This window comes from Lysinibacillus sp. NPDC096382 (assembly GCF_044762845.1).
In the GTDB taxonomy this organism is placed as follows: Bacteria; Bacillota; Bacilli; order Bacillales_A; family Planococcaceae; genus Lysinibacillus.
Map to the genome: position 1 here is coordinate 122,510 of NZ_JBIWFC010000004.1, position 12,266 is coordinate 134,775.

Annotated in this window: 15 protein-coding genes and 1 pseudogene; 6 read left to right on the forward strand and 10 right to left on the reverse strand. The window is 36.7% G+C overall.

The genetic code is table 11. The features are described 5' to 3' along the window. Positions 1 to 4: 4 nt before the first annotated feature. The 5 genes from ACIQZA_RS08500 to argF form a co-directional block, all read right to left on the reverse strand. Positions 5 to 277 (reverse strand): glutaredoxin family protein, encoded by a 273-nt coding sequence (locus tag ACIQZA_RS08500; RefSeq protein ID WP_142508828.1) that lies wholly within the window; start codon positions 275 to 277, stop codon positions 5 to 7. A gap of 13 nt (positions 278 to 290) precedes the next feature. Further along, the gene (locus ACIQZA_RS08505) at positions 291 to 1,301 is read right to left on the reverse strand and encodes an LLM class flavin-dependent oxidoreductase (protein ID WP_402883123.1); all 1,011 of its coding nucleotides are present in this window, start codon (positions 1,299 to 1,301) and stop codon (positions 291 to 293) included. 46 nt (positions 1,302 to 1,347) lie between these two features. Next, the gene (locus ACIQZA_RS08510) at positions 1,348 to 2,676 is read right to left on the reverse strand and encodes an LLM class flavin-dependent oxidoreductase (RefSeq protein WP_402883126.1); all 1,329 of its coding nucleotides are present in this window, start codon (positions 2,674 to 2,676) and stop codon (positions 1,348 to 1,350) included. Positions 2,677 to 2,862: 186 nt separating this feature from the next. Beyond that, entirely contained in the window at positions 2,863 to 3,762 is a 900-nt protein-coding gene (locus tag ACIQZA_RS08515) for a LysR family transcriptional regulator (RefSeq protein WP_402883128.1), read from the reverse strand. Between the two features lie 354 nt (positions 3,763 to 4,116). Then, a complete protein-coding gene (argF, locus tag ACIQZA_RS08520; RefSeq protein WP_402883131.1) occupies positions 4,117 to 5,082 on the reverse strand; it encodes an ornithine carbamoyltransferase in 966 nt (321 codons plus the stop codon). Positions 5,083 to 5,319: 237 nt separating this feature from the next. Here argF and ACIQZA_RS08525 point away from each other — a divergent pair, with 237 nt between their 5' ends. The 4 genes from ACIQZA_RS08525 to ACIQZA_RS08540 all read left to right on the forward strand — a co-directional run bounded on the left by ACIQZA_RS08525 (position 5,320) and on the right by ACIQZA_RS08540 (position 8,207). Next, positions 5,320 to 5,778 (forward strand): MarR family winged helix-turn-helix transcriptional regulator, encoded by a 459-nt coding sequence (locus ACIQZA_RS08525; protein ID WP_400932491.1) that lies wholly within the window; start codon positions 5,320 to 5,322, stop codon positions 5,776 to 5,778. Between the two features lie 13 nt (positions 5,779 to 5,791). Beyond that, positions 5,792 to 6,784 carry a serine hydrolase domain-containing protein gene (locus ACIQZA_RS08530; RefSeq protein WP_402883134.1) on the forward strand — a complete coding sequence of 331 codons (993 nt, stop codon included), beginning with the start codon at positions 5,792 to 5,794 and terminating at the stop codon, positions 6,782 to 6,784. A gap of 173 nt (positions 6,785 to 6,957) precedes the next feature. Then, positions 6,958 to 7,404: a helix-turn-helix transcriptional regulator gene (locus ACIQZA_RS08535; protein ID WP_402883136.1), complete on the forward strand. Its 447-nt coding sequence runs from the start codon at positions 6,958 to 6,960 to the stop codon at positions 7,402 to 7,404. Positions 7,405 to 7,532: 128 nt separating this feature from the next. Further along, positions 7,533 to 8,207 carry a 4'-phosphopantetheinyl transferase family protein gene (locus ACIQZA_RS08540; RefSeq protein WP_402883151.1) on the forward strand — a complete coding sequence of 225 codons (675 nt, stop codon included), beginning with the start codon at positions 7,533 to 7,535 and terminating at the stop codon, positions 8,205 to 8,207. Between the two features lie 64 nt (positions 8,208 to 8,271). Here ACIQZA_RS08540 and ACIQZA_RS08545 read toward each other — a convergent pair. Further along, positions 8,272 to 8,413 (reverse strand): annotated as a pseudogene (locus ACIQZA_RS08545) (peptidase M28); the annotation flags it as partial. 148 nt (positions 8,414 to 8,561) lie between these two features. On the opposite strand from ACIQZA_RS08545, the gene ACIQZA_RS08550 reads away from it, so the two are divergent. After that, positions 8,562 to 8,936 (forward strand): peptidylprolyl isomerase, encoded by a 375-nt coding sequence (locus ACIQZA_RS08550; RefSeq protein ID WP_402883138.1) that lies wholly within the window; start codon positions 8,562 to 8,564, stop codon positions 8,934 to 8,936. Positions 8,937 to 9,264: 328 nt separating this feature from the next. Here ACIQZA_RS08550 and ACIQZA_RS08555 read toward each other — a convergent pair whose 3' ends face one another. Together ACIQZA_RS08555 and ACIQZA_RS08560 are read right to left on the reverse strand one after the other, a co-directional pair. Beyond that, entirely contained in the window at positions 9,265 to 10,353 is a 1,089-nt protein-coding gene (locus ACIQZA_RS08555) for a M42 family metallopeptidase (RefSeq protein ID WP_370041481.1), read from the reverse strand. 96 nt (positions 10,354 to 10,449) lie between these two features. Then, positions 10,450 to 10,935, reverse strand: a complete 486-nt coding sequence (locus ACIQZA_RS08560; protein ID WP_402882163.1) for a dUTP diphosphatase — start codon at positions 10,933 to 10,935, stop codon at positions 10,450 to 10,452. 103 nt (positions 10,936 to 11,038) lie between these two features. On the opposite strand from ACIQZA_RS08560, the gene ACIQZA_RS08565 reads away from it, so the two are divergent. Beyond that, positions 11,039 to 11,431 carry a sigma-w pathway protein ysdB gene (locus ACIQZA_RS08565; RefSeq protein WP_142508817.1) on the forward strand — a complete coding sequence of 131 codons (393 nt, stop codon included), beginning with the start codon at positions 11,039 to 11,041 and terminating at the stop codon, positions 11,429 to 11,431. 51 nt (positions 11,432 to 11,482) lie between these two features. Here ACIQZA_RS08565 and ACIQZA_RS08570 read toward each other — a convergent pair whose 3' ends face one another. After that, positions 11,483 to 11,746, reverse strand: coding sequence for a DUF1294 domain-containing protein (locus ACIQZA_RS08570; RefSeq protein WP_142508816.1), 264 nt, complete (start codon positions 11,744 to 11,746; stop codon positions 11,483 to 11,485). Between the two features lie 138 nt (positions 11,747 to 11,884). Next, positions 11,885 to 12,244: a 50S ribosomal protein L20 gene (gene rplT, locus ACIQZA_RS08575; RefSeq protein ID WP_402882161.1), complete on the reverse strand. Its 360-nt coding sequence runs from the start codon at positions 12,242 to 12,244 to the stop codon at positions 11,885 to 11,887. Positions 12,245 to 12,266 lie beyond the last annotated feature (22 nt).

Genomic DNA, 12,266 nt, shown 5'->3' on the forward strand with positions numbered 1-12,266 from the left:
CTTCTTATGCATGCGACGGTAAATCAACAGCAAGCGCTGCTTTTAAATGCTCCAACCCAATTTCTGTTACTGCTTTAAAGACGCCATTTGCTCCAATTTCGACAACCGGAACATAACGGACACCATATTTTGCTTCTAAGATGTCACGGAATGCGTCATTATGTGTTACATCTACGGTTTTGTAAGAAATACCTTGCTGTTTCAAATGTGTTTTCACTTCATCACAATAACTACAACCTTGCTTTGACCAAACTATTACATCTATATTTTTCGTCATATTCATTTCTTCCTTAGCTTACCGCTTCCTTTTGCTGTAAATTGACTGGACTCAATAGCTCAAATGATCGTTCCCGTTCAAATTCCTTCAACACAGGCGTATGCAAAATATACTCATCAATTTGATAGCGCACATGGTAGTCATCTAATATCGTTTTAATATCATCCGGAGTCCCACATAAAATATCTGCATCATATTGCTTCACCGTAAATGACTCCCCAGATTCCTGACCAAATTTCTCTGCAAGTTCTACTGATTGTAATGTTAGACTTTTGCCACTCGCTAAATGCACCTTCGTAATTTTTTGATCACCAACTAACGCTATCGCCTCTTCTTTTGTAGGGGCTGCAAGTGCTGCGATGGAGACGGCAAAATGACCGTTTGGATGATGCGTGCGATAAGCTGTAGCTGCTTGTGCTAATACATCATTATCACTATTAATAAATCGCGCAAAGACAAACGCAATGCCTAGTGTACCTGCAAGTGCGGCGCTTTGTGGACTTGCCCCAAGTAAAAATAATGCTGGCTTTACCTTTGGAATCGGTGTTGCCTGTACTCCATATAACTCGTGCTCTGCTAGTACTGTTTGCTCAATTAATTGCTGTAAAAATGTTAATCTTTCCTCAAAATCATTTTCGCTTTTATGGAGGGTGCCATATTGCAATGCCTTCGTAGAGAGAGGTAAACCGCCCGGTGCTTTCCCTATGCCTAAATCAACACGGCCTGGCTCCAACGATGCGAGAACATGGAAGTTTTCTGCTACCTTGTAAGGACTGTAGTGCTGAAGCATTACTCCACCCGATCCAATATTGATAGACTTTGTTTTCGCAAGGAGATAAGATACTAATACCTCCGGCGATGATCCTGCTAATGTATCTGTATTGTGGTGCTCTGACACCCAAAAACGTGAGTAGCCCAATTGCTCTGCTTTTTGTGCTAGAGCCACTGTTTTTTGTAAGGTCTTCTCGTTTGTAGCATCCTCAATAATAGGGCTTTGATCTAATATACCTAATGAATAGCTCATACATTGCCTCCTTAAATACACTTATTCTTATATATATACTTGGTTTTTAGACAGACCGTTTGACATAACGGCTTTCTTTAAATGGTAAACCTAAGTTACCACGTAATGTGTCAGCTTCATATTCTTCACGGTATAACCCTCTTGCTTGTAAAATCGGCACAACCTTGTCTACAAAATCATCCAGTGCTCCAGGTACAGTAACGCCTATAATAAAGCCATCAGCCGCCTCTTGCTCAAACCATTCCTGCACGAGGTCAGCAACATGCTCTGCTGTACCAAAGAATGCTGTTTTGGGGGTTGCCTCACGTAACGCTACTTGTCGCAATGTTAGCCCTTCTTGTTTGGCATATTTTTTAATATAATCAGTCGTACTTCTAAAGCTGTTTGCTCCAATATCACCAAGCTCTGGGAACGGAGCATCTACATCATATTGTGAAAAATCATGATGATCGAAATATCGACCAAGATAAGCAAGTGCGCGCTCTATCGAAACAAGCTCAACGATTTCCTGATACTTCGCTTCCGCTTCCTCAAGCGTATCGCCAATAATCGGAGAGATTCCTGGGAAAATTTTAACTTCATCTGGATTGCGTCCAAATGCCACAACCTCAGTCTTCACTCTTTTATAAAATTTCTGTGATTCTTTTAACGACGCACCATGTGTAAAAATTGCCTCTGCATCCTTTGCCGCTAATCGAATACCTGCATCTGAAGAACCTGCTTGGAAAATAACAGGCTGCCCCTGCTTAGAGCGTGCTATATTCAGCGGACCTTGTACTGAAAAATAGTTGCCCTTATGATTTAGTGTGTGCAGCTTTTCAGGATCGAAAAATACATCATGTTCTACATCTGCTATGAAAGCATCATCTTCCCACGAATCCCACAAGCCCTTTACCACTTCTAAATATTCCTCAGCAATTTGATAGCGTTCTGTATGGCTAGGATGCTGTTCAATTGATTTATTGTAGTTTAAAGCAGTACTTTCTAATGGTGTCGTAACAACATTCCACCCTGCACGGCCCCCACTAATATGATCCAACGAGGCAAATTGGCGTGCAACTGTAAATGGTTCGCTATAGGAAGTTGATACAGTACCAACTAACCCGATGTTTTTCGTTGCTACTGCTAGCGCCGAAAGAATTGTTATTGGCTCGAAACGATTTAAAAAATGGGGAATAGATTTTTCATTGATGAACAAACCATCTGCAATAAAAGCAACATCAAATTTTCCCTGCTCAGCCTTTTGTGCTTGCTGAATATAAAACGGCAAGCTTACACTTTGATTGCTAGCCACCTTAGGATGACGCCACCCTGAAATATTACCACCCACACCATGAATAATAGCCCCGAATCGAATTTTGTCCTGTCTCACCATATTTGTTCCTCCTTAAATTTTATTTTTACTAAACATAGTGGTTAAGTATGTTTTATATTTAAAAAAATATTCCATTTATGGGTACTCATAAATAAAATAGGGTTGAGGAAGATAATACAGTTCATTTATACAGTTTGCAATAGGCTACTTAATAGAAAAAAATTTACTGACTTATAAAAAATTTTATCAATTCAGATTTTCTTGAATGCTTTCAAATTGCTCAGCTGTTTCTACTATTGTTTTCCAAAAGGCTGATGCCAGCGTCTGTTTATTTTTATACGTTAGAAAAATGTGTTGATTCATATCAAGTAAATGTTTGATATCAATCTCTACAAACTCACCGCTTTCAAGTTCTTTTTTTACACAAAGATATGGTAAAAAACTCATATACTCCCTTGTACGGATAAATTCTTTCGCTACTTCTAAATGATCCGTTCGCACTTCAATATTTGCTGATACGCCCTCTACCTCAAACATTTTATGCACATAATTCCAATCAAAAGCCCCACATTCAAAAAACACCATTTTCTGTTGTGCCAGTTCCTTTGCTTTTATTAGATTTTGTTGTATAAAGGGATGCTCGCGATGCATCACAAGTTTGACTGCATTACTTAGCAATAGCTCATTACAAATCCCTTCCCTATGCACATATTGAATTAGACCAAGATGGATTTGATGACTTTGTAATTTTTCTAAAATCACCGCTGTTGAACCTGTGATAATCTGAAAGCGTAAATGTGGAAAGTCTTTCTTCCATTTTGGCATTGCATAAGCTAAAAAATATTGTGCTGTGACACCATTTGTACCAATGCACACTTCGTCAGACTCCTTCGTTTCCTCTAATTGTTTCTTTCCCTGTTCGAAGGTTTGCACAATCTGTGTCGCAAAAGGTACAAAATCCTTGCCTTTATCCGATAATATTACACTTCGCCCATCGCGATGAAATAACTCTACATTTAACTCTCGCTCCAATGATTTAATACGTGCCGTCACAGTCGGTTGAGATAAAAACAATGCATTTGCGGCCTTATGAATACTTTTATAATGCACTACATATAAAAACGCTTCGATATGGTCAATATTCATCTGAAGCCCTCCTCAAATAACTTATTTATCCTATTATATAGATAATCGTTTCAATTCTCTATAAAAGATTGGAAAACTAGGTATTGAAGTAAATGGGCAGTTAACAAGAAAAAAGTAACCTAGCGTCTCCCAGGTTACTTTATTATGTAGCGATGTGGTCATCCATCTTGATAACATACATCACGCGTGGCTTACATCCCTCTGTCTGCAACCACTTTATGTTATTCATATTGACACCCCCTGTTGCCAATATGAACTCTCTTTATATAGTATCTCAACTAAGAAGTATAATACTTCAAAACAATTGTAGCATACGCTTCGCTTTCGCTACAAAAAAACACTCGCTGAAAGAAGTTAAGCTAGAATTGATGCTAGCACTGCTTTTTGTGCATGAAGTCTATTTTCCGCTTGCTCAAAAATATAGGAATTTGGGCCATTTATAACAGATGACGCTACTTCTTCTTCACGATGAGCTGGTAAACAGTGTAGGAACATATAATTCGGTTTTGCGAATGCTACTAGCTCATCATTTATTTGATAACCTGAAAAGTCTTGTAGACGTTTTGCAGTCTCCTCTTCATGCCCCATTGATGTCCATACATCCGCGTATACTACGTCCGCGTTTAACACCGCTTCTACAGGATCATTTGTAATTATAATTGTGCTACCATTTGCTGCTGCGATAGCCTGTGCTTTTGCGATCACCTCTGCATCACATTCATAGCCAACTGGCGTTGCTACTGCCACGTTCATTCCTACATGAGCAGAAGCGACTACTAAAGAGTGCGCCACGTTGTTGCCATCTCCAACATAGGCAATTTTTAATCCTTTTAGGTGACCTTTATTTTCAATAATTGTTTCTAAATCAGCTAAAGCTTGGCATGGGTGATAAATATCTGTTAGTCCATTGATGACCGGTATAGATGCATGCTCTGCAAGCTCCTTTACCATTGCATGAGCGTTCGCGCGAATCATAATACCATCTAAATAGCCTGATAACACATGTGCTGTATCATAAATCGATTCACCACGACCAATCTGTAAATCACGCGCATGCATAAACATACCTTTTCCACCTAATTGGTTCATACCAACTTCAAATGAAATACGAGTACGAGTTGAATGTTTTTCAAAAATCATGCCGAGTGTCTTACCTTCTAGCAGCTTCGGACATTTCCCTTCTTTAGTAATCATTTTCAGCTGTGTCGCTAATTCAACTAACTGCTGAACCTCTTCACTTGTATAGTCTAGAAAGGTTAATAAGTCCTTACCTTTTAAACTAGATACTAACTTTAACTGTACTTCCTCGAGTAATTTCATAACCTTCGCTCCTTGTTTAATTGCTGTTGGGCTTAGTATAGCAAATGCATAAATATAAAATCAACTGAATTTTTATGTTTATTTTAAAAAGTTAGAATTTTATCTTCGGTTGTGTCTAAAATCCGAATAATCGAATATTTATGCATATTCCATCTTCGATCGCATAGTAAGAAAATTGCATTACTGTTAATACATATTTATAATTTATATATATTAATTATTTAGGTGGTAAAATACATGGATAAGGATTTGGTGCATCTTGTTAAAGAAATCAATCAAGTTGAATATGAAACCACTTTAATGTTAACTGAAGAATTTTCCTCATTGTTCGATGAAACATTAACTACAAAACAAGCAGTATTTTTAAATCTTCTTCAGACGAAAGGTCCCCTTCAAACTTATGAATTAGCCAAGTTAATGGGTACATCCCCAAGTGCTGTTAGCCAACTAGTTAATAGGCTGGAGCAAGAAGATTATATAAAAAGAACAATGAGTAAAAAGGATCGTAGAGAGGTTATTATAGAACTAGATGAACGGGGGCATCTTTATTTTCAAAAGCAGGAGGAAATTGAGCTTGCTATTATTTATAAATATTATACAAAGCTCAATAGAGAGGACTTGTTACAATTAAAAGACATACTTTTGAAATTACGTTTTATTATTTCAGAGGAGCAGGAAAAAAATAAGCGTTCTTAATGGAGGTATTATTGTGGATTTACACGATTTAAAAAAGGACATATTTAAAATTGCTTATCCCTATATAAAAACCCGTCCAAATGTTGCTTTATCTATCGGTATCATTTCTCAAGACCAAGAAGCTACTTTTACTTTCGGTGGTTCGAAATTTATGCTGGAAGAAAAGCCTTATATATATGAAGTTGGGTCGATTTCTAAAGTTTTTACTACATCCATATTAGGGGAAATGATTCAGGAAGGAAAAATCCATGTAGAAGACTCTATTGGCAAATACTTTTCTGAAATTCCCGATAATCACCCTGTCACACTCAAACGTTTAGCAAATCATACTTCTGGACTACCAGGAATAGGTGTGCTGAAGAACATTTACAATCTTTTTGACGCACAAACACCTCGTGATCCCTTTTGCCAATATTCACTGGAAGAGACTATAAATTATTTTAAAACGCACACAGACGAGCCTAAAGTTAAATTTAGATATTCTAATGTAGGAATGGGGCTTTTAGGATATATTTTAGCCAATACACTTCACACTGATTATGAAACAGCTATTAAACAAAGATTAACAGATCCTTTAAATATGCCAAATACATTTATTTCTATCCCTTCTGATCAAGCAGAGGCAGTATTGCAAGGCTACACGATCCTTGGACATAAAAAGCCGCCACTCCAAATGAATGACTTTATGGCAGCAGGAGCAATCCGTTCAACTGTCAACGATCTTTTAAAGTTTATGAGCGTACATTTAAGTGATGAAAATTTAGGTTATACATTTACACATCAAGCAACTGAAACCTTTTCGGAACATATGGGTATTGGTCTAGGATGGCTTCTTGAAGACAATATCATTTGGCATAACGGTTCGACGAAAGCTTTCTCTAGTTATCTTGGGTTTGATAAAACACAACAAACAGGAGTCGTTGTTTTATCAAATTATCGCTCGCCTATTTTGGCGACAAACCCTGGGCAGATTGGGAAAGATATATTGAAGCTTTTACAGGTTTAATAGTAGATATTTTATATGAATACAAAACGGGGTATTTCTAATTTTTTAAGATACCCTCATTTTAAAGTGAATTTTTTACTAAATACAAATATCTTAGAAGAACCTAGCATACAGCACTGCTCCAAATTCTTATAATAATCCTGTTTATGTTCATATGGGAAAAAGTGACTTATGTGAATCCACGTCAAGCATTAACAACACTAAAAGCTACAGCTACTTTTCCAGAAATGATAATCCTACTTCGACAAATAGCGGCTTATCGTGGTGCCGATCTGACTTCTGCACTTTTTTATGAAGGGAAAGTATACGAAGCATTAGCCCTTATAATGGAACGTGTACTTGTCAATGAAACTTGTCATTGCTCACAAATTTCTACAGAAGATATTCACCAAATTGAGCATGTAGCCACTTATATTGAAAAATACTACGCACTACAACTAACGTTAGATCATTTAACTAAAGTTTCTTGTATGGGTGCTACAAAATTAAAAAAATTATTTAAAGAAGTGTATCATTGTACTATTACCGAATATATTCAAAAACAACGCGTTCATCATGCTGCGAAATTACTAGCTCATACAGAGCTCCTTATTAACGAAATTGCTCGAACAGTAGGCTAACAAAGTGCAGGTAGATTTTCAGAGCTATTTAAACGCTATGCTAACGCCAAAGGAATATAGGCAGCAAATATTTAGAGGTTAAACATAATAGGAGGTGACTGATCATCATAAAACTTGCTCTACTTTCCATTACAGATTCGCATTTCGATAAATACCATTCAAAACTCACAGCTTTCATTTCAAAAGACAAACAGAACAAACTTCAGCGATTCCATTTCAAAGATGACTATAAGCGAGGCTTATTAGCTGACATATTAGCTAGATATTTAATTTCAACAAATTTTAATATTGCCCCATCAGCTATTGAATTTGACAATAATACATATGGTAAACCATATGTGAAAAATCTACCTTACGCCTTTTTTAATATTTCACATTCAGGAAATTATGTTCTTTGTGGTATTAGTAATATGGAAATCGGTGTCGATATTGAAAAGCAAAAAATACTGGATCTCAACCTCGCTCAACATATTTTTGCTCCCGAGGAATATGAAGATTTAATAGCTTTGTCTGACAGAAATCAATTAAATTATTTTTATAAACTATGGACATTGAAGGAAGCCTATATTAAATATTGTGGTGTAGGCTTGTCTTTGCCACTTCAATCCTTCTTTTTTAAAATTCATGGTGGTGGCATTCATTTAAATGCTACAAACCAATTGGATTCTCTTTATTTTTTAACCACTAGTATTGAACAACAGTATTCTATAGCTTGCTGTTCCAATGAGCAAATTGAAGCGAATGCTATTGAACAAATATCTTTACATACTATTGCATCTTTTTTTCAGCACTTTGATGAATGATTTATTTTTCATATAAAACAACCCTCAAACTTTATTCGTTTGGGGGTTGTTTTACTTATCTTAGTCAAAAAATAATTTTATTCATTGAATCACTGTCTTTATCATAAGCTTCACGATGTAAAATGCCAGCATGTGAGTGGATGTAGCGTGCTGCAATACCGATGGATAGAGCAGGTATAACCATTTACAGTAACTTGGATAGAGCCATTTTAGACATGCTCTTAACGCTTGTTTGTAACGATTAATCTATTTTGCTGTACATTTACCATTCCTTCACCAATCCACGATTTTCTATGTTACAATTTACCATAACAGTAATTTCCAATCATTCGAAGGAAGGCTGATGATAAGTCATTGAAAAAATTTTTATTTTTAGTGCTTTTAACAGTATTTATTTTAACAGCATGTAATTCATCAACGCTAAGTATTAGTGAAATTGAAAGTGTTCCAGAAAAAGTACAAAAGGTAATTGATGAAAAAAATACACTTCAATTAATCAACGAAGTAGAAAAGGATGTTTCTTATATCGTTTTTCGGTCAAAAGGAACAGTTACAACAGGCCTCGAAACAGAAGATGATACATTAATAATAAAGTTAGATGTTACGAATCAACAAGATAATGAAATAAAACAACATGTCTATAAATTTACGTTCGACTCAAATCTTGATACGATTAATATTCACATCAATGGAAAACCTACAACTATTGATAATGTAACAGGTATATAAGTGGATCATCACCAAAACGTGTGGTTGATTTCCGTTCCGACTGGGCGCTTTGTTGCTGCCGCTTCGCTTTCGCACAGAAAAAACATTTGTTGCTGCCGCTTCGCTTTCGCACAGAAAAAACATTTGTTGCTGCCGCTTCGCTTTCGCACAGTCAAAACATTTGTTGCTGCCGCTTCGCTTTCGCACAGTCAAAACATTTGCTGCCGCTACGTTCCGATGTGAATTGCTAATTATGATATATTCTTTGGTCTAAACCAACGTAAAAAGCCTCCTAACTTTTCTGTTAGAAGGCAAAACTACGGTATTTCAATTAGTTCTTTCCGCAGTATTAGTCAAAAATAATTTTATTGACTGCATCACGGTCTAATTTTTTAATCACTTCCACCATTAATTTTACAGCATTATCATAATCATCACGATGTAAAATACCTGCATGTGAGTGGATGTAGCGTGTTGCAATTCCGATAGATAGGGCAGGTATACCATTTGCCGTTACGTGGATAGAGCCAGCGTCTGTACCGCCTCCAGCCATTGCTTCGAATTGATATGGAATATTGTGCTCATCAGCCACATCTAATACGAATTCACGTAAGCCACGGTGTGACACCATTGATGCATCGTAAACAACAATTTGTGGACCGGCGCCCATTTTACTAGTTGATTCTTTTGCGGTTACCCCTGGTGTGTCTCCTGCTACACCTACATCGACAGCAAAGCCGATATCTGGTTGGATTTTATGCGTAGCAGTTTTCGCACCACGAAGCCCTACTTCCTCTTGAACATTTCCTACAGAATAAAGGATGTTAGGATGCTTTTCATTTTGCAATGCTTTCATAACATCAATTGCAATTGCACAACCAATGCGGTTATCCCATGCTTTTGCTAATAAGTATTTTTCATTTTTCATCACATTAAATTCGAAATATGGTGTTACCATATCGCCAGGGCGTACACCCCATTCAAGTACTTCATCTTTTGAAGCAGCACCAACATCGATAAACATATCTTTAATGTCTACCACTTTGTTACGCACATCTGCTGGTAAAATATGCGGTGGCTTTGAACCAATAACCCCAATAATTTCATCGCCTTTACGTGTTGTAATTGTTACACGCTGTGCAAGCATAACCTGGCTCCACCAGCCACCTACTGTTTGAAATTTGATGAACCCTTTGTCATCAATTTGAGTAACCATGAAGCCTACTTCATCTAAGTGACCTGCAACCATGATTTTTGGGCCATTTTCATCCCCAACTTTTTTAGCAATGACGCTACCTAAATTATCTGTTTCAACTAAGTCTGCATATGGTCCAATGTATTTTTTCATGACCTCGCGTGGTGCACGTTCATTACCTGCAATACCATTCGCATCTGTTAAATCTTTAAACATTTGTAATGTTGAATCTAGCTGTGTCATCCTTTTGCCTCCTGACTCTTGAATCTTCTCTATTATACTTCGTTTACCGAAATATTCCTAGCTTAATCGTCAGAAAATTGGTGTATTTCTTACACTTTAATATCCTGTTCGCTGACGATTATAATTTTCTTCGTTTTTCTCTATATATGCCGCAACAACATCTTCAAATGAAAAGTCCAGATTAAATGCAAGCAATCCATAGCATTGCCAGATCGCTAAGTATCTATCCTCTGTTGGTTGACTAATAAAACTTAAAATATAGTCTTGTGTCATTAAAAATGTCTCTGTTAAATCTCTCTTCTCTTCAATCACCGGCCACTTTTCGATCGCTGTATAACCTTTTAATAAGCCAAGTGATAATATAAAATGAATCGAATCCACATATTCCTCTAAAATTACATCACGTTCTGAGGCTCCCTTTGTGCTCCAAAACTTAAAGCAACGTGTCTCATTTGCTAGTTCGGCTAGTTCTACCATTAAGGCTAAACCTTTTTCTTTAAATACATCACGTTCTATATTTTGTGTTTTCTCGATGAAATCATCAAGTCCTTTTTGCATTTTAAACAATTGTTGTAAATTCATTTTTTTCTCCTAAATTTCTTAAAAATATTTATAAAAAGTGAAACTAATTGTCCTTCACAATCGTATAGGAAGGAATAACCTTTCTTCAAGGGGGAAATTAAAAATGTTGCCGTTACTTATTCGTGTTGCTGTTATTGCGCTTATTATCTATGTATTTTATAAAGCGATTCGTTATATAACCGATCCTAAGCGAAAACTGGATGAAGCCTATGAAAAAGGCCAATATTATTTCTATGATGACGTCAAAAATGTCCGAAAAAATTTCTTTATCTCTTATAAGGGTGCTCTTTTTGAAGGTGAAAAATACCTCGGCACTACTGAAGATGCCTTCGAGGTTGTGACTATTTTTGTTGGTGCCCGTGACGCCGCTAAACTGCAAGGTTTTGCGAAAAAAGATTTTGAATACCTTCAGCAAGAAATCCTATTGAACTATCCGAGCGCAAAAATAAATTGGAAGCAACCCATTGAAAAGCTTATGCGTAACACATCCTCATAATGAGGATGTGTTTTTATTTATCGAAACATTCCTGTGTTTTATCTTCGAGATTTATCCCCATAATTGTACTAGGATAAAAATTTGAATAGCTGCTAGCAGCGGGAAGCCAAATGCAAAGCTGTTATGGCGTGTTTTATGACGGAATAAATACATTCCCAACACGCCCCCTACTGCACCTCCACCGATTGCTAATGTAAATAATGTGCGTTCTGCAATACGCCATTCATGTTTTTTTGCTTTTGACTTATCCATGCCCATCATTACGAGCAGGACTATAGAAACAATCGCCATATACGCTAATAATGCTTGCCCCATTGAGTACTCCTTTTTATTTTCTATTTTCTACTACTCTAACACAAAAAAGACTGACGGATAAATCCATCAGCCTTTTGAAAAATTTTGCACCTGTCGCTTCGCTTTCGGTGCAGAAATAACTTTTAACTTCGTCAAAAATTATTTAGCTACAGCTTTTTTAGCAACGTCTGCTAATTGAGTGAATGCTGCTGCATCAGTTACAGCTAGGTCAGCTAACATTTTACGGTTAACTTCGATACCTGCAACTTTTAAACCGTGCATTAAACGGCTGTATGAAAGACCGTTCATGCGAGCAGCTGCGTTGATACGAGTGATCCATAATTTACGGAAATCACGTTTTTTCTGACGACGGTCACGGTATGCATATTGACCTGACTTCATTACTGCTTGGTTTGCAACTTTGTATAATGTATGTTTTGAACCATAGTAACCTTTAGCTAATTTTAAAACCTTTTTACGACGTTTGCGCGTCACTGTTCCGCCTTTTACGCGTGGCATACGAATTACCTCCTGCTTTTCA